Here is a 17,359-nt window from a genome sequence, read left to right on the forward strand (position 1 = left end):
GACATTTCCTATTTCACAAATCCCCGTTAATCCAATGATTTTCGGGGATTTTTATTGAAGTCGACAATCTTTTAAACTGATATTTATCATTTTATATTAAATGCTTCAAAAGTACTTTTGACCCCAGAATTGACAAAAGATGCAAAACAGTTTAGTTTCAAAATATAATGTCGCGGGCCCAAGATACACCAGCTATCCAACGGTTCCCTATTGGAATAACGAAGGATTTTCCCTGAATGAATGGAAAAAAGGGGTAATCCAGAGTTTTTCGGAGAGCAATTCCAAAGAAGGCATAAGTCTATATATTCATCTGCCCTTCTGCGAAAGTCTTTGCACATTTTGTGGCTGCAACAAGCGCATTACAAAAAACCATAATGTAGAAACCCCCTACCTCGAATCGGTTTTAAAGGAATGGCGACTTTATTTGGTAATGTTCCCCGAACGCCCAATTATAAAGGAATTACATCTTGGCGGTGGCACGCCTACTTTTTTTTCTTCCGAAAATTTAAGACTGCTCATAAAAGGAATTTTTCGCGACGCCACCATGGCCGAAAATCCCTCCTTCAGTTTTGAAGGCCATCCCAACAATACCAAGGGCGACCATCTACAGACGCTTTACGATTGTGGTTTTACCCGTGTAAGCTATGGCGTGCAGGATTACAACCCTACGGTGCAAGTAGCCATCCATAGGCTGCAACCCTTTGTAAACGTAAAAAATGTAACCGAAACCGCCCGCGAAATTGGCTACACTTCCGTGGGCCACGACATTATTTTCGGGCTTCCCTTTCAGAAAAAGGAACACGTTATTTATTCCATAGAAAAAACCAAGGAATTGATGCCAGACCGCATTGCTTTCTACAGCTACGCCCACGTGCCGTGGATAAAAGGAAATGGCCAGCGCGGCTTTAAAGAGGAAGATTTGCCCAGTGCTGCTGAAAAGCGCGAAATGTACGAAACCGGCAAAAAAATGCTGGAAGAGGCTGGTTATATTGAAATCGGGATGGACCACTTTGCCCTTAAAACCGATAGCCTCTACCAAGCCGTGGAAAGCAAAAAACTGCACCGCAATTTTATGGGCTATACCGATAGCAAGACCCAACTCATGCTGGGGCTTGGCGTTTCTGCCATTGGCGACAGTTGGTACAGTTTTGGTCAAAATGTGAAAAACGTAGAGGAATATCAGGAATTGGTGGAACAAAATATTATTCCTGTATATCGCGGACATATCCTGAATGCTGAGGATTTAATTATCCGCAAACACATTCTCAATATGATGTGCAGGCTGGAAACTTCTTGGGAAGAAAAGGCAATGCAATTTGAGGAACTGCCCGCAGCACTTTCCAAACTCAAGGAAATGGAAGACGACGGCCTGGTAAAAGTAGGTTCCAATCAACTTCAGATTACCGAAAAAGGAAGGCCTTACGTGCGAAACATCTGCATGGCGTTTGATGTGCTCCTGCAACGAAGCCAGCCCGAAACACAGTTGTTTTCAATGACGGTTTAGTCAATTTTACAAAAGATTGAGTTTTTTTTCATTTTGTGACTTACGTCATATTTTACCGCAAACACAATCCTGACCTTTGTATCAGAAATCAAAAAAAACATTTTATGAAGGTTTCAAAAAGTGTGTTTCTCTTCCTACTGATACTTAGTTTCACCAAGGGATTTTCACAGTTTACCATTGACGCCGAATTGCGTCCCCGCTTTGAATACAGGCACGGTTACAAAACCCTCTTTCCAGATAATGCAGACCCCGCGACCTTCGTTTCGCAGCGCACGCGATTGAACTTCGGTTACAAAACCGAAAAGCTTCATTTCTATTTAAGTCCCCAGGACGTGAGGGTTTGGGGCGATGTGCCACAGCTGAACGTTGCAGACGAAAACGGATTTTCATTGCACCAAGCCTGGGCAGATGTCTTGTTGATTTCAGAGCTTTCCCTAAAAATTGGCCGCCAGGAAATTATATACGATGACCAGCGTTTCTTCGGAAATGTGGGTTGGGCACAGCAAGGCAGAAGCCACGATGCCGCTATTTTAAAATATGAACCCAACTTTTTGAAGTTTCATTTTGGCGCAGCATACAATCAGGATGGGGAGGCCTTGACTGGAAATATCCTTACCACAAATACCTATAAAAGTCTTCAATATCTATGGTTTCACAAGGAGTGGGAGCAACTTTCGGCGAGCTTCCTATTTGTGAACAATGGCTTGCAATATATAGACGAAATAGACGAATCAAAAAACGATACGCGCTATAGCCAAACTGCGGGACTACATTTAAAGGCTAATTTGAGTAAATTCAATTTTGCCTCAAATCTTTACTATCAATTCGGAAAGGATGTGGCAAATAATGATTTGAGCGCTTACCTCCTTTCACTTGAAGCAAATTATTCCGCATTGGAAAGTTTAAAAATTGGCTTAGGCGGCGAGTTACAGAGTGGAAATGATTACGGCGCCCCTTCCGATGGAGAAAACAAAGCTTTTAACCCATTGTATGGCACTAATCATAAATTTAATGGGTTTATGGATTACTTCTATGTAGGCAACCACATCAACAATGTTGGCTTGCTGGACTTATATGGAAATGTGAAATATGCTTTCAATAAACAGTCTAACGTTCAATTGGCATTTCACCAGTTTTTCGCTGCCGCGGAAATAGATGACAATACGTCAAAAGATTTGGGCTTTGAATTAGATTTGGTAACTTCGCACAAATTGAGCCAATTCGTGGGTATCCAAGCTGGGTATTCACACTTTTTTGCGGCAGAAGGTATAGAAATCGTAAAAAATAATTTTGACAAGAATACAAATAATTGGGGTTGGGTAATGGTGACCATAGACCCTGTACTATTCACTTGGCAAAAACCAGAAACTGATAATAATAACCAATAAAACAACCACATTTTAAAAACCGAACCTATGAAATTAGTTATCAAACAAAAATTAATTACCAATATGCTTCTGGGCCTTGGCGCGGTGGCATTTCTTTCGGGCTGCGTGAACGACCAGTCAGACAAAAAATATAACGACACGGTGGAAATTCCCGTAAATCAGGAAATGATTGCGGAACTTACCTCCCCACCCAACGTACCTACTCCCGTAGGAAAACGAATGGCCAAAAAACTAATCGTGGACTTGGAAATACAAGAACGTGAGGGCGAAATGACCAATGGCGTAAAATATGTTTATTGGACTTTCGGGGGAACTGTTCCGGGAAGTTTTATCAGAACCCGCGTGGGCGACGAGGTGGAATTTCACCTGAAAAATCACCCTGACAACAAACTTCCGCACAACATTGACCTTCACGCCGTGAATGGTCCCGGTGGGGGTGCAGAATCTTCCTTTGTAGCTCCCGGCCACGAAAAAGTATTCTCCTTTAAGGTGCTTAACCCAGGACTTTATGTGTACCACTGTGCTACCGCGCCCGTGGGAATGCACATTGCCAACGGAATGTACGGGCTTATTTTGGTAGAGCCGGAAGGTGGCTTACCTCCAGTGGACAAAGAATATTACATTATGCAGGGTGATTTCTATACCGAAGGCAAATACGGCGATCGTGGCCTACAGGCGTTCGATATGCAAAAAGCCATCGATGAAAAGGCAGATTATGTGGTATTCAATGGTCACGTAGGTGCAATGACAGGCGACAATGCCATTACCGCGAAGGTTGGTGAAAAAGTCCGTCTTTTTGTTGGAAATGGCGGGCCTAACTTGGTTTCATCTTTCCACGTTATTGGAGAAATTTTTGACAAAGTATATGTGGAAGGCGGTGACTTAGTAAACGATAATGTACAGACCACACTAATTCCTGCGGGTGGCGCGGCAATTGTGGAATTCCGCGTGGATGTTCCCGGTACATTTATACTTGTGGACCACTCCATTTTCAGAGCCTTTAATAAAGGTGCTTTAGCTATGTTAAAAGTAGAAGGTGAAGAAGACAAGCGTATCTATTCTGGTGAAATTCACGATGGAATTTACCTGCCGGAAGGTGGAGCTATCCAGTCTATGCCAAACGGAGCGAGAAAAGAACCCAAGGAAGAAGTAAAAGCCTTAAGTTTTGAGGAGCGTATGACCTTTGGTAAAGATAAATATATGGCTACCTGTTCTGCCTGTCACCAAGCTGATGGTAAAGGTATTGAAAACGCCTTTCCTCCATTGGCAAATTCAGACTATTTAAATGCTGATGTGGACAGGGCTATTGATATTGTTTTGCACGGAAAATCGGGCGAAATAACCGTAAACGGCAAAAAATACAATAGCGTGATGACTGCTCAGGCACTTACAGATGAAGAAGTATCAAACGTACTTACTTACGTTTATAATAGTTGGGGCAACTCCAAAAAAGAGGTTACTCCAGAAATGGTTAAAGCCGTTAGAAATAAATAATAAATTTGATCAAATTGAAGTTTAATAGCGCCGCCCTTTCCGTAGTCTTTTCTTTAATATTTTGTGGAGTTACCGCACAAAATAATAAGATGAGCTTAGTGAAGGGCGGTGTTTATTTACCGCTCTACGGTGCCGAGGACAGAACTGTAAAAGTGGAGCCATTTTTAATGGACGTATATCCAGTAACCAATGAAGATTTTCTAAAATTCGTTGAAGAAAATCCGCAATGGAAAAAGAGCAACGTAAAACCCCTATTTGCCGATAAAAGTTATTTGACCAATTGGAAAAATGACGAAACTTTTCAAGGGCTACCAAATGCCCCAGTAACTAACATTTCGTGGTTTGCTGCCAAAAAATACTGCGAATGCCAAGGCAAACGTTTACCGACCATGGACGAATGGGAATTCGCCGCCATGGCCAATGAAAAAGTGCAGGATGCGCGAAGGATAGAATCCTACAACCAGTTTATTTTAAACTGGTATGAAACCCCAAAAACATTTAAAAACCCCATAGGTGAAACCTTCAAAAATTATTGGGGAATCTATGATCTTCACGGTTTGGTATGGGAATGGACATTGGATTTTAATTCTGTCCTAATCTCAGGGGAATCCCGAAAAGACGGAGACAAAGACTCAAATCTATTCTGCGGAAGCGCGGCCATCGGTGCTTCAGACTTAATGAATTACGCAGCTTTTATGCGCTATGCCTTTCGCGGAAGTATGAAAGCGCGCTATTCTTCCCAAAACTTAGGCTTTCGTTGTGCGAAGGATGTTGAAAACTAAAAAATAGCAAGATGAAATATTTAAGATATATCGCAATTATAATTGCATTGGTGGGTTTATTTTCCTGCAATAACAATTCAGAAAAAGATGCTGAAGCCATTACAGCTTCTAAAGTAAAAAAGGCAGAGAATGAAGCTATTCCGGAAATGTCCATCTATAACCTTCCCTCCCACTGGACTACACAGAATGGTGAAGAAATTGAACTAAAGGATTTGCAGGGAAAAGTTGTGGTTATGGTTATGATCTATACCACCTGTAAGGCCGCTTGCCCGCGTTTGGTTGCAGATATGCGAAATATTGAAAAACAAGTGCCTGAGGAAAAAAAGGACGACGTACAATATGTTTTTGTAAGTATAGATCCAGAAACCGATACGCCTGAAAGACTTAAAGCTTTTAGTAAAGAAAATGAAATGGAAGATGAAAAATGGCTATTCCTGCGAGGCACAGAAGCCGACACGCGCGAATTTGCGGCTGTCTTAGCGGTTAATTACAAAGAGATTTCGCCAATGGATTTTTCGCACTCAAACATTATAAGTGTTTTTGACCAGCGCGGCGAAATGGTTCATCAGCAAGAAGGGCTGGGCGTGGACAACAAAGAAACCATTGCAGCAATTATTGAATTGGCAAAATAAAAATTATTGGCAATCCGTCAAAAAAGTCTGTTTCCATTATGAAGCAGACTTTTTTTACTTCAAATTCTCCGGGTGATCGTTCTTTTTAGGCTTGTTATGAACCATCCCTTTTTTGTTCCTGCGCTTTTTCTTAACATAAAAAAGCAGTCCGCCAATAATAGCAAAAGCTACAATTATGGAGATAATGGTAGCAATTACCCCTCCGGAATAGTCCACTAAGTAGATACTGTCTATATTTTGCATAACGGTAATTTTAAATTTAAGTTACTAAAAAATAAAGAGAATTACTCATTCTTTTTCCCTTTCATCACAAAGTTTATTACCATCGCGCTCAGCACTACACAAACCACCGCGAAAACGATTATTAGTGCGGTACCTATGCCCCAATTTGCTAAAGGAATCATTGCACTTATCATAATTTGAATATTTTATTGGTTACTGATTGTTTTATTTTCTGAGGCTACTGTCTTACATTCATAATTGGCCTCAACGTTTTCGGTCATTGGTTTGGGTGATACATAGGGAATTCCCAGCCCCAAGCCTCGAACTATAAAAAGACAGCCTATAATTACCACCAACACAGGAATGGCACGACGGATGCGCTGCCTTACCTGAGCGTTTAAAAAATTGCCCAAATATATGGCGGAAGTCATTAAGGGAATGGTGCCCAGTCCGAAGACGGCCATATACAAACTTCCCTGTAGGGCATTGCCTGAAGCGATAGCTCCAAAAACTGCCATATAAACTAGACCACACGGCAGGAAACCGTTTAAGAAACCAATTGTAAGGAAAGTATCTGGGGTTTTCTTTTTGAGTTCCTTTCCCAGCGCCGATTTTACTTTGGGAATGACACGATAAATTGGTTTAGAAAAATTGTAATTGTTGAAAGCTTTCTGCGGAATAAATATTACCGCAAGCATCAAAACTCCTATAAAAATAGAAAGTTGCTGCTGAAAACCGAAGAGATTCAAACTTTTTCCCACCAATCCGAAAACGAGCCCAATAATACTGTAAGCGAAAATTCTTCCGAAATGATAGAGAAAAATCTGCCCAACTTTCTTCACATTATTACTTCTGTCCACCGGCAACAGAAATGCTATGGGACCACACATTCCCACGCAGTGAAAACTTCCCAATAATCCAAATATGAGGGCGGTGTATAGCATTTTTTTGTTTCAGGTTTCTGGGTTAAGGGTTAAGGGTTAAGGGTTAAGGGTTAAGGGTTAAGGGTTAATTTAATACATTTTCAAAATTTGAATGAAACCTAAACTTTTAAACTTCTCAACTCATCCACTAATAAACTATTTCCTTTTTATATAAATAATCCTTTCCTTCATAACTCCATTGTACAATTGTGTTCCATCGTCCGGCTACCAATCGTTCATCGGGGATCAAAAGTCTGTTGGACGAAAGCTTTAAAGGCTCTTGAAAATCAAGCTTTTTATTGGACGGTCTATACAGAAAAACAGTACCTGTAATTTTGGAATAATCCAAGTTTCCGGGAAACGTGAGCATCCAGCCTTGGTCCGTTTTTTCACCTGTAATATTGACCGTTAGGGAGTTTGAATTGGCTCTATCATCAATTTCCTTTTGATAGACCAATTCCTTCTTATAATATTCTTCGGTAACCAGATCGTAATCGTACTGCTTATCGGTACTTATTTTTATTACGAAAAATAGGATAAAGCCTATAAAAAGTACCATCCCAATCACCAATCCTGTTCCCCAATTTATTTTCATAGCTCGTTCTTAATTAATTGTAACTTCTAGGCCCAAGGAAAGTGACGCTTGTGGTCTCTATTAGATCCTCACCACTATAAACCTCGATTACCGCACGGTTTTTATCGCCGCTCAAAGCTGCATTGTTAATTTCAATAAAAAGTGTTCCCTCAGCCAATCCCTGTGCGGGAACTACTATTTCTCCTTGTTTTACGCTGTGGATGGTTCCCTTAGGCGATTTCAACTTAAAGTGGATGTTATCAATATTTTTCGTGGTTTTGTTGAGCAATTTATAGGTGAAAACATTGCTGATAATATTGTTATCCTTGTGTTCGTAAAGCTGTCCTGGCAGTCTCAGAATATTTGCTTCCACATCACTTCTTAAAAATAACATCCCGGTAAGCACGCCGATTAGGATAACCAAAACTGCGGTGTATCCCTTCAATCTGGGAGTAAATTTGAAAGGTGCTTTCTTTTCAATATTTTCCTCACTTGCATAGCGAATCAAGCCTTTGGGTAAGTTAACGGCCTCCATAATACTGTCGCAAGCGTCAATACAAGCCGTACAGTTTACGCACTCCAGTTGTGTACCGTTCCGTATGTCGATGCCGGTAGGACAAACGTGAACGCATTGAAAGCAATCTATACAATCTCCCTTTCCGGAAGCTTCGCGATCTTCGTTCTTTTTAAACTTTGCGCGACCTACTTCCTTTTCCCCCCGTTTGTGGTCATACGCCACAATTATTGACTTATTGTCCAGCAACACGCCCTGTAATCTTCCATAGGGACAAGCTATAATACAGACTTGCTCTCGGAACCAAGCAAAGATGAAATAGAACACCGCCGTGAATATCAACAATGATATTAAGGTACTAATGTGCTCCAACGGTCCATCAACAATATATTGAACCAACCGATCGCTACCTATCAAATAGGCAAGAAAAATATTGGCAATGAGGAATGAAATGATAAAAAAGATAAACCACTTAAGGGCACGCTTTTTTATTTTATCGGCATTCCAGGGTTGCTTATCCAAGCGGATCTGTGCCCCGCGATCTCCATCTATCCAATATTCAATTCTTCGAAAAACCATTTCCATGAAAATGGTCTGGGGACAGATCCATCCGCAGAAAATTCTTCCAAAGGCGGCCGTAAAGAAAATAATGAATACGACCATTATAATCATCATGATCACAAAAAGATAAAAATCCTGCGGCCAGAATGGAAATCCAAAAATATTGAAACGGCGCTCCAAAACGTTGAAGAGCAGAAATTGGTTCCCGTTAATTTTCACAAACGGTGCTACGAACAGAAACGCGAGCAAGATATAGCTTACATATTTTCTGTACTGATACAGTTTTCCGGAAGGCTTTTTTGGGTAAACCCATGCTCTCTTGCCTTCTTCATCGATGGTGCCTATACTATCGCGGAAACGTTCGTTTTCGGGGGTATCCAAAATTTAATTTTTAATGGTTCCTATATATATAAAGTTACTTTCCTTCTGCCTGTATATCATCAATAACCGGATCGTTGGTCATTTCAATTTTAATGGTAGTAGAGTCTATAACTTTTACATCTACGTTATCAACGGGGGCATTTTCATCTACCCAAATGTCTCCTTCAGGCTCCTTGGCATCCACCGGATTGGTGCCGTGAAGCGTCATAACATAACTTGCCACTTGGGCCATTTCGCTTGGTTTAAGGTCGGTCTTCCAAGCAATCATCCCTTTTCCGGCACGACCACCTTCGCTTATGGTATGGAAAATATTCTTTATTCCACCACCTAAAATCCAATAGTCATCGGTAAGGTTTGGACCTATACCTCCTCCCCCGGAATCCTTGTGACAAGCTACACAATTGGCAATATATATGCTTTTTCCTGCCTCAATATCGCCCGCATCGGTAAGTAATTCTACGGTATTGGCATCGATTAAGTCTTTATTGTTCTTTTTATATTCATCTACCTCCGCCTTGGCCTGCGCGATTTCTATTTCATATTCCTCTGTTTGGTTCGTGCCATCAAAAATGTGGTACCGAACTAAATAAACAGCTGCGAAGATGATGGTCGCATAAAACATATACACCCACCACGGTGGAAGGTTATTGTCCAATTCACGAATACCGTCATAGTTATGGTCCAATACAATTTCCTGCTCTTTTGCCACAGGTTTGGCATCGAGCATTTCCTTGTATTTTCTTTTGAACCAACCGAAACGATTATCTTCCCGCATTTTCTCCGCTAAAAGATACCGTTCTTGGGCTTCACCGGTCAAGCCGTCAAATAATACACGTTGAAGGGCAGCAACAATAATTTCCAATGCAATTGCGAAGAAGAACAACATGCCCAGAACAGCCCAAATAATAGGATATTTTACGATGGCCCATTGGTCACCGGAGTCAATGATTAATTCCAAGAGAAAAAAGGCGAGGATGATAAAGCCGATAACTCTTAAATATGATGCTGTGGTTTTCATAGTAGTTCTTCGTTTTGGTTGTTAGTATCTAAGTCCAATGGAATATTGCTTACTTCCTTTATATGTTCTTTTTTGGCTGTAATTACCCAATAAAAGAGTACCACAAAAAAGATGAAGAATATTAATAGCGAAATCAATGGATATATTTGAACGTTGTCTATGTTCTCGAGGTTTCCTTTTACAAATTTCAACATAACTATTCGTTTTTAGCCGAAGCATCTTCGGTGTTCTGTACTTTAATATCAGTTCCCAAACGTTGCAGATAAGCAATAACGGCAACTATCTCACGGTTTTTCATTTCTACAAATGCTTCCCCATTTTCCTCAGCGTATTTCTTGCTGGCTTCATACGTAGCCACAAAATCTGGATCGCTGTATAGATTCTGTTCAATTTTTGCACCTTGCTCATCCATCCATTGTTGCGCATTCGCTATTTCCTCTTCGGTATAGGGAACTCCCAAGGTTACCATCGTGCGCATTTTTGTTTCGGTGTCTGATTTATCCAATTCTGAATTTATCAACCATTTATAGGAAGGCATAATTGAACCTGAGGAAGTACTCTGCGGATCGTACATATGGTTCAAGTGCCAGTTATCTGAATACTTTCCACCCACGCGATGCAAATCAGGACCGGTACGCTTACTTCCCCATAGGAATGGGTGATCGTATACATATTCCCCAGATTTTGAATATTCACCATAACGTTCCACTTCACTTCTAAATGGTCTAATCATCTGCGAATGGCAGCCTACGCAACCTTCACGGATATAGATATCCCTACCTTCCAATTCCAAAGGTGTGTATGGTTTCACACTTGAAATTTTCGGCACATAATCATCTACCATTAGCGAAGGTATAATTTGCACCATACCTCCAATTAAAATGGCAATGGTTGCGTAAATGGTCAATTTAACAGGGCGACGCTCAAGCCAAGTGTGCCAACCTTCACCGGCAGCCTGCCTTTTCGTTACCGGGGCGAGTGGCGCAGCTTCGGCCAATTCATCAGTAACCTTGCTACCTTTTCTTGCCGTCATTACAACGTTATAAAGTAAAATGAAGGCTCCCGTAATATAGAGCGTTCCACCTATGGCGCGCATCCAGTACATTGGGATAATTTGGGTAACGGTTTCCAGGAAGTTTCCGTAGGTAAGCGTACCGTCTGGGTTGAATTGGTTCCACATAGAAGCTTGCATAAAACCTGCTACATACATAGGAAGGGCATACATTATAATACCTAATGTTCCAATCCAGAAATGGGCGTTTGCCAATTTCACGGAATATAATTTTGTTTTGAAAAGTCGCGGTACCAACCAATAGATCATACCAAAGGTCAGGAATCCGTTCCAGGCCAGTGCCCCAACGTGAACGTGGGCAATAATCCAATCGCTAAAGTGGGCAATTGCATTTACGTTTTTAAGCGAAAGCATTGGACCTTCAAAAGTTGCCATCCCGTAACCGGTAATTGCCACTACCATAAATTTCAATACGGGGTCAACCCGAACTTTATCCCAAGCGCCGCGCAGGGTTAAAAGCCCGTTTATCATACCTCCCCAAGATGGAGCAATAAGCATTACGGAGAACGCAACGCCCAAGTTTTGGGCCCACTCCGGCAGTGCGGAATACAACAAGTGGTGCGGTCCTGCCCAGATATAAATAAAAATCAACGACCAAAAGTGTACAATGGATAGTCGGTAGGAATATACCGGTCTATTGGCCGCTTTCGGCACAAAATAATACATTAAACCAAGGAAAGGCGTGGTAAGGAAGAACGCAACCGCATTATGCCCGTACCACCATTGCACCAGCGCATCCTGTACACCGGAATACATGGAATAACTCTTCAGGGCGTTCACCGGAATGGCCATACTGTTCACGATATGCAAAACTGCTACCGTTACCCAAGTTCCCAGATAGAACCACAAGGCAACGTATAAATGGCGTTGGCGTCTTTTTACCATCGTCATAATCAGGTTGATACCAAAGGCTACCCAGATTATTGCGATGGCAATATCAATTGGCCACTCAAGCTCGGCATATTCCTTTGAAGTTGTATAGCCCAACGGAAGCGTTATCGCAGCGCCAACAATGATCGCCTGCCAACCCCAAAAGTTTAGGTTACTTAGAAAATCACTCCACATTCGCGCTTTCAGCAAACGCTGGGTGGAATAATAAACCCCTGCAAAAATGGCGTTACCCACAAAGGCGAAGATCACCGCGTTTGTATGCAGCGGACGTAAACGCCCGAAACTGAGCCACGAAATACCATCGGTCAGGTTTGGGAACAAAAACATAAAAGCGAGCAATAAGCCCACGCTCATACCAATGAGGCCCCAAAAAATGGTTGCATTGATGAATTTTTTGACAATCTGGTTGTCGTAGTAAAACTGTTCTGTTTGCATAGTTTTAATAGAATTATTCCTGCCAGGTGGCAGGCTCGGTTTCTGGTTTGGTTATGGTTTTTTTTGAAGTGTTTTTTATGTTCGCGCTGCCTTCCTTTACCAGTTCATCCTCAAAAAGCATACGGACGGAAGGCGTATAGGTATCGTCATACTGGCCTTTCTTTACGGAATAGATAAATAGCGCAAAAAAAATGAGCGCCACAAAAACGCTGATTGCCAATAGCATATAAATTATTGTCATACCTGAAAATTATGATTCAAAAATATTATTGCAAACGCCCTTAAAATATGACATTCGTCAATTTTACTTATTTATATTCGTTCTTAATTTCTTTCCCACATATTGAGTAGCTATTGTTGTAAAAATAACAATACTTATTGAACTTAGGGGCATCAAAATAGCAGCAACCACTGGTTTTAAATGTCCCGTAACCGCAAATGTCAACCCTATTAGATTGTAAAATAGGGAAAATAAAAATGCCCATTTGATAATCTTTATACCCTTTTTCGAAAAATTCAAAAAATCACCTATTTTATTAAATCGGGTAGCGTGCAAGATCCCATCGCAAGCGGGGGAAAAAACGTTTGTGTTTTCCGAAATAACAAAACCTACATCGCTCTGTTTTAAGGCACCGGCGTCGTTCAAACCGTCACCAATCATAAGTACCTGCTTTCCATTTTGCTGAAGGGCTTTTATAAAATTCAACTTGTCGTCCGGTTTTTGGTTGAAATATAGTTTTGTGCCTTTGGGCAGTAATTCTTCAAGCCGTTCACGCTCGCCTTCGTTGTCGCCCGAAAGGACAACCACATCTTTATCGATACCCAACTGTTCAAAAATTTCGGCAACACCTTTTCTGTACTCACTGTTAAAAATGTAACAGCCTTTGTAAACTTGATTCGCACTGATGTGTACCGTAGTTCTATTTTTTACTTCCGAAGTCAATTCATCATAATACCCCACAAATTCATAGGATCCCACTTTTATGGAATTGTTTTTAGCAGTTGCGGAAATCCCCTTCCCTACTTCTTCTTCAAATTCATCCAAGGTTTGGATATTATTTTTGTCGAGCATATTATAAAGCGAGCGACTCAAGGGATGGCTCGACGCCCGAAGCGTACTCGTGAGCAATTGTTTTTCTTCCTCTGAAAGCGCAATGCCTTCATAGCTAATCATATTTTTTTGGTTGGTAGTGAGGGTTCCCGTTTTGTCAAAAACCACGGTATCCAGCTTCGCCATTTGTTCGATTACTGAGGCTTCCTTCAAATAGAGTTTTTCCCTTCCGAAGATGCGCAGCACATTGCCCAAAGTGAATGGCGCAGCAAGGGCAATAGCGCACGGACAGGCCACAATCAAAACCGAGGTAAACACATTAAAGGCTTTGGAAGGATCGACCACAAGCCAAAAAATGGTAGAAATAAATGCTATGGTAAGCAGAACGACAGTGAATCGTTTGCTGATACTATCCGTAATCGATTCAAAAATGCCGAATTTATCCTTGCTGAAAACGTCGTTGCTCCACAGTTGGGTAAGGTAGCTCTGGGCTACGGGTTTCAGAACTTCCACTTCCAAAATACCGGCTTGTTGCTTGCCGCCCGCAAAAAGTTTATCACCACTCTGTTTTGAAATAGGCTCCGCTTCACCGGTAACAAAACTGTAATCAATGAGTGCATTTCCCTTAATTAAAATAGCATCTACGGGAATTATTTCGTTGTTGCGAATCAACAAGCGGTCGCCTTTCTGTACGGTATAAACCTCTGCTTGTTCCTCGATGGTATTTCCTTCGGCATTTTTAAAAAGTCTTGTAACGGCAATTGGGAAATACGATTTGTAATCGCGCTCAAAGGAAAGATAGCTGTAGGTTTTCTGCTGAAAAAATTTCCCAAGCAATAAAAAGAAAACCAAGCCCGAGAGACTGTCAAAAAAGCCAGTGCCCAAGTCGAATACTATGTCTATCGTGCTTCGTATAAAAAGCACCGCGATGCCCAAAGCGATGGGAACGTCTATGTTTAGGATTTTAGAACGAAGTCCTTTATATGCAGAAGTAAAATACCCGCTTCCTGAGTAAAAGACCACGGGCAGCGAAAACGCGAACATCAACCAGCGGAAAAACGGCTTGAATTGGTCCAGCCAGAATTCGGAATGCTCAAAATATTCGGGAAATGAGAGGAACATAATATTTCCAAAGGCAAATCCCGCTATGCCAAGTTTGTAGATAAGGCTTCGGTTGATATATTTTTCCTTTTTTTCGGAATCGTCCAGCGAAATATAGGGTTCGTAACCTATTCGGCTTAAAAGAATTACTAAATTTTTAAGCGAATTCTCTTCAGTAGAAAAAGTAATCCGTACCGTTTTTTCGGGAAAGTTAACCTGTGAGGATTTAACGGAAGGATTTAGTTTATTGAGATTTTCCAATATCCAAATGCAACTACTACAATGGATGGAAGGAATCAAAAAAGAAACAATCTGCGTATTGCCGTCGTTAAATTCCAGCAATTTTTCCACAATTGCCTCATTGTCTAAAAAATCAAATTTCCCCGCAATTTCTTTTGGGGAAATGCCGGGCGTATTTTCCAGATCGTAATAATAGCTTAAATGGTTGTCGTGCAGAATATCAAAAACCGTCTTGCAGCCGTGACAGCAGAAGGATTTTTCCTCATGTTTGATTTCAACGTCCAAACACGCATCACCACAATGGAAACAGTTTACCATCAATCTAAAAAATTGCTCGTTATACCTGTTGCAAAGGTTGCAAGAGATTTGGTTTCGAGAAATGACAATTATCAGCTTTTATCTTATTCTGAAATAACCGTTCGCACGATTATTTTGCCTTAAGCAGAAAGATATGAACTTTTAATGTTTCTGAAAAATAAAATTCCCACCGCCAGCGGAAAGGCAAAGCTTAAAATGGCCAACAGCCAATAATATTCAGCGAAAAAAGGCAGGCCCAGCCAAAGCGCAAAGGCTTTATAGAAAATAAGCAGCTCGGTGCTGATGAAAGCGAAAAAGAAAATCCACAAAAAGCTTTTGGACAGTTTTATCAATTTGAAATATTCCAAAAAGGCGAGCATTGCCATGATTACGATGCCGAGGAAAACCATATGCAAATAGCCGATTACAAAATCCTTCAATCGAAAAGCTAAGTTTGCGATGTAGGGAAAAGCGGAGAAAACCTGCATCAAAATCTTAAGAGCGAGCAAGGCTCCGGCAAATTTCAAAAGAAAAAAACAAGCTGGGCCAAACTCAGTTCTCAAAACCGAAAAATGGTTTTTCAATAATGAATAAAGTTCAAAAAATGCCAAAAGCTGGGCCACGGCGCCGGCCAGTCCCAAAATATAAATGACCGTGGGCGGTACAAACCAAAGGAAAGAAAGAAAGACCGTAAGTATCACTCCAAAATTCAAAAGCAGAAAAAACGATTTCAATTTTTCGGAGTTGAAGTGGATTCCCTTTTCCTCAAAAACATAGAACAAAACGCTCAACAAAGCAATTAGGAACCAACCGTTATACTGAAAATGCAGATAAAAATAAATAGAGGATTTGTACCAAATGGATTCCGGGCCGAGAGTTGCCATCACGCCGCCAATTGCCCACGGGCCAATACTGGAAATGACCAAATACCACAGCGCGGTTTTTATGAGTTTCCAGGAAAATCGCTGTTTAAAATAATGCGGAATATATTTCATTGCAAACCAGGCAAACCAATAGGAAGCGAACAAAAACAACGTGGAAAAAATGATGGAATACAACGCATACCCCTGAATGGGAAAAGTTACAAGCATTCCCACAATACAAAGATTTGTAAATAAAAAAATGCGTTTATACAGTTTCGGCTTTTTTGCTTCGGAAAGGAAAATTTTATAGATTAAAGTGGTCAGCCCTAAATAAATCCAGCCCAGCAAAGCCGTGTGGGAATGTGCGTGGAGTATATATTTATAGTTAAGCGAAATGGGTGTTACAAAGAAAAACCGCAACAATACGCCCATAAGCGCCACGAGCAAAAAATATAGGAGCGCTGTGGCTATGTGTTTTCTTAAATCCATCAAGCTTCAAAATTAAAAAAACAGTCCGGATTTTTGGCAGCAAACATTCAAAGTTGCCAATTTTCCGAACTGTCCTAAAAACCAATCAAATAAAAAAATCTACGATTTGGGGCCGGGGATAATTTTAAAAGCAGGTTAATTTTTTTTAAGCTTTTTCTCCAAATTCAAGGCTTTTGGAAACAGAATGTTGTTTTCCAAATGTACGTGCTGGTGCAGATCCTGTTCAAATTCATCAAGTTTCGCGTAAAATGCACGATAGGTATTGCAAGCGCCCTGGGGCGGGGTGAAATTGTTACTTAACTTCGCTATATGTCTAAGTATTTCCCCGGCTTCCTCGTGTTCCGCCTCCATCATTTTTATAGGATTTTCAACGGTTCCGAAATGGATTGCAGGAATGTCTCCACCTTCGCGTTCAGCCTTGACCAGCTTTTTGATAAAGGGGAAAAGAATCAATTCTTCCTTTTTCATATGCGAAGCCAATTCTTGCACAACTTGTTTTACCAAAGCCTCGATTTCTCCAAGTTCGGTATAATGATGGCCGTGAACATGGTTTACTCGTTGCGCGTATTGTAACAGCATTGGGCTGTTTTCCTCCACGTAAGTATGGTGTACATTTATAATATGGTCTGTTAAGAAATCCAGTTTCCAACTGTTGTAGTCTTTGGCCCGGTCCTGTACCGCATCAAGGCTCAAAAGCTCAGCTTCCAGAATAGCGGGATCTATTTTTGCCTTTTCACAAGCTCTTTTAATGCTAATGCCACCACCACAGCAAAAATCGATGCCGTGTTTTTTGAAAATGTGGGCTGCCTTTATGTTCTCTGTAACCACATCGGCTACGGTTTTTTCTTGAAGTGTTGTCATGGTATCAATCTTTTTATGAATAGTATGGGGCAAATTTCAGTATAAAATAACACCCAAAATATGACC

The 17,359-nt window shown here is 41.0% G+C and carries 16 protein-coding genes; 5 read left to right on the forward strand and 11 right to left on the reverse strand.

Annotated elements, in window-relative coordinates; all coding sequences use genetic code 11:
- The first annotated feature begins 139 nt into the window (after positions 1–139).
- The 5 genes from hemN to LS48_RS01450 all read left to right on the forward strand — a co-directional run bounded on the left by hemN (position 140) and on the right by LS48_RS01450 (position 5,800).
- Entirely contained in the window at positions 140–1,504 is a 1,365-nt protein-coding gene (hemN, locus tag LS48_RS01430; protein WP_062619233.1) for an oxygen-independent coproporphyrinogen III oxidase, read from the forward strand.
- Between the two features lie 104 nt (positions 1,505–1,608).
- A complete protein-coding gene (locus tag LS48_RS01435) occupies positions 1,609–2,892 on the forward strand; it encodes an alginate export family protein (RefSeq protein ID WP_062619234.1) in 1,284 nt (427 codons plus the stop codon).
- Positions 2,893–2,919: 27 nt separating this feature from the next.
- Positions 2,920–4,386 carry a copper-containing nitrite reductase gene (gene nirK, locus LS48_RS01440; RefSeq protein ID WP_045079976.1) on the forward strand — a complete coding sequence of 489 codons (1,467 nt, stop codon included), beginning with the start codon at positions 2,920–2,922 and terminating at the stop codon, positions 4,384–4,386.
- 89 nt (positions 4,387–4,475) lie between these two features.
- Positions 4,476–5,168, forward strand: a complete 693-nt coding sequence (locus LS48_RS01445; protein ID WP_078056360.1) for a formylglycine-generating enzyme family protein — start codon at positions 4,476–4,478, stop codon at positions 5,166–5,168.
- Positions 5,169–5,179: 11 nt separating this feature from the next.
- On the forward strand, positions 5,180–5,800 hold the full coding sequence (locus tag LS48_RS01450) for an SCO family protein (protein WP_062619236.1): 621 nt from the start codon (positions 5,180–5,182) through the stop codon (positions 5,798–5,800).
- Positions 5,801–5,854: 54 nt separating this feature from the next.
- Here the strand turns inward: LS48_RS01450 and LS48_RS01455 are convergent, their stop codons facing one another.
- From LS48_RS01455 to ric, 11 genes are all read right to left on the reverse strand, one after another.
- A complete protein-coding gene (locus tag LS48_RS01455; protein ID WP_045079978.1) occupies positions 5,855–6,043 on the reverse strand; it encodes an LPXTG cell wall anchor domain-containing protein in 189 nt (62 codons plus the stop codon).
- 185 nt (positions 6,044–6,228) lie between these two features.
- Complete coding sequence (locus tag LS48_RS01460) at positions 6,229–6,966, reverse strand: sulfite exporter TauE/SafE family protein (protein WP_062619237.1); 738 nt, start codon at positions 6,964–6,966, stop codon at positions 6,229–6,231.
- Positions 6,967–7,093: 127 nt separating this feature from the next.
- Complete coding sequence (locus tag LS48_RS01465) at positions 7,094–7,540, reverse strand: FixH family protein (RefSeq protein ID WP_045079980.1); 447 nt, start codon at positions 7,538–7,540, stop codon at positions 7,094–7,096.
- Between the two features lie 13 nt (positions 7,541–7,553).
- Positions 7,554–8,975, reverse strand: coding sequence for a cytochrome c oxidase accessory protein CcoG (gene ccoG, locus LS48_RS01470; RefSeq protein WP_062619240.1), 1,422 nt, complete (start codon positions 8,973–8,975; stop codon positions 7,554–7,556).
- Positions 8,976–9,009: 34 nt separating this feature from the next.
- Entirely contained in the window at positions 9,010–9,993 is a 984-nt protein-coding gene (locus LS48_RS01475; RefSeq protein ID WP_062619242.1) for a cbb3-type cytochrome c oxidase N-terminal domain-containing protein, read from the reverse strand.
- A complete protein-coding gene (locus LS48_RS01480; protein WP_045079983.1) occupies positions 9,990–10,187 on the reverse strand; it encodes a cytochrome c oxidase subunit IV in 198 nt (65 codons plus the stop codon). The genes LS48_RS01475 and LS48_RS01480 overlap by 4 nt, the downstream gene beginning before the upstream one ends.
- A 2-nt stretch (positions 10,188–10,189) precedes the next feature.
- Entirely contained in the window at positions 10,190–12,391 is a 2,202-nt protein-coding gene (ccoN, locus tag LS48_RS01485; protein ID WP_062619244.1) for a cytochrome-c oxidase, cbb3-type subunit I, read from the reverse strand.
- Between the two features lie 13 nt (positions 12,392–12,404).
- Entirely contained in the window at positions 12,405–12,632 is a 228-nt protein-coding gene (gene ccoS, locus LS48_RS01490; protein WP_062619247.1) for a cbb3-type cytochrome oxidase assembly protein CcoS, read from the reverse strand.
- 63 nt (positions 12,633–12,695) lie between these two features.
- On the reverse strand, positions 12,696–15,101 hold the full coding sequence (locus LS48_RS01495; RefSeq protein WP_062619249.1) for a heavy metal translocating P-type ATPase: 2,406 nt from the start codon (positions 15,099–15,101) through the stop codon (positions 12,696–12,698).
- 119 nt (positions 15,102–15,220) lie between these two features.
- Positions 15,221–16,432 carry a hypothetical protein gene (locus tag LS48_RS01500; protein WP_062619251.1) on the reverse strand — a complete coding sequence of 404 codons (1,212 nt, stop codon included), beginning with the start codon at positions 16,430–16,432 and terminating at the stop codon, positions 15,221–15,223.
- A gap of 135 nt (positions 16,433–16,567) precedes the next feature.
- Positions 16,568–17,293 (reverse strand): iron-sulfur cluster repair di-iron protein, encoded by a 726-nt coding sequence (ric, locus tag LS48_RS01505; RefSeq protein WP_062619253.1) that lies wholly within the window; start codon positions 17,291–17,293, stop codon positions 16,568–16,570.
- Between the last annotated feature and the right edge of the window lie 66 nt (positions 17,294–17,359).

It is taken from the genome of Aequorivita aquimaris, assembly GCF_001573155.1.
Taxonomy (GTDB): Bacteria; Bacteroidota; Bacteroidia; order Flavobacteriales; family Flavobacteriaceae; genus Aequorivita; species Aequorivita aquimaris.

Excerpts from the sequence above, each read along its gene's own strand:
- ccoS (WP_062619247.1), bottom strand. The coding sequence starts at position 12,632 with ATGACAATAATTTATATGCTATTGGCAATCAGCGTTTTTGTGGCGCTC.
- LS48_RS01450 (WP_062619236.1), top strand. The coding sequence starts at position 5,180 with ATGAAATATTTAAGATATATCGCAATTATAATTGCATTGGTGGGTTTA.
- LS48_RS01445 (WP_078056360.1), top strand. The coding sequence starts at position 4,476 with ATGAGCTTAGTGAAGGGCGGTGTTTATTTACCGCTCTACGGTGCCGAG.
- LS48_RS01460 (WP_062619237.1), bottom strand. The coding sequence starts at position 6,966 with ATGCTATACACCGCCCTCATATTTGGATTATTGGGAAGTTTTCACTGC.
- LS48_RS01500 (WP_062619251.1), bottom strand. The coding sequence starts at position 16,432 with ATGGATTTAAGAAAACACATAGCCACAGCGCTCCTATATTTTTTGCTC.
- LS48_RS01480 (WP_045079983.1), bottom strand. The coding sequence starts at position 10,187 with ATGTTGAAATTTGTAAAAGGAAACCTCGAGAACATAGACAACGTTCAA.
- ric (WP_062619253.1), bottom strand. The coding sequence starts at position 17,293 with ATGACAACACTTCAAGAAAAAACCGTAGCCGATGTGGTTACAGAGAAC.
- ccoN (WP_062619244.1), bottom strand. The coding sequence starts at position 12,391 with ATGCAAACAGAACAGTTTTACTACGACAACCAGATTGTCAAAAAATTC.
- LS48_RS01455 (WP_045079978.1), bottom strand. The coding sequence starts at position 6,043 with ATGCAAAATATAGACAGTATCTACTTAGTGGACTATTCCGGAGGGGTA.
- nirK (WP_045079976.1), top strand. The coding sequence starts at position 2,920 with ATGAAATTAGTTATCAAACAAAAATTAATTACCAATATGCTTCTGGGC.
- LS48_RS01495 (WP_062619249.1), bottom strand. The coding sequence starts at position 15,101 with ATGGTAAACTGTTTCCATTGTGGTGATGCGTGTTTGGACGTTGAAATC.
- LS48_RS01475 (WP_062619242.1), bottom strand. The coding sequence starts at position 9,993 with ATGAAAACCACAGCATCATATTTAAGAGTTATCGGCTTTATCATCCTC.
- LS48_RS01465 (WP_045079980.1), bottom strand. The coding sequence starts at position 7,540 with ATGAAAATAAATTGGGGAACAGGATTGGTGATTGGGATGGTACTTTTT.
- hemN (WP_062619233.1), top strand. The coding sequence starts at position 140 with ATGCAAAACAGTTTAGTTTCAAAATATAATGTCGCGGGCCCAAGATAC.
- LS48_RS01435 (WP_062619234.1), top strand. The coding sequence starts at position 1,609 with ATGAAGGTTTCAAAAAGTGTGTTTCTCTTCCTACTGATACTTAGTTTC.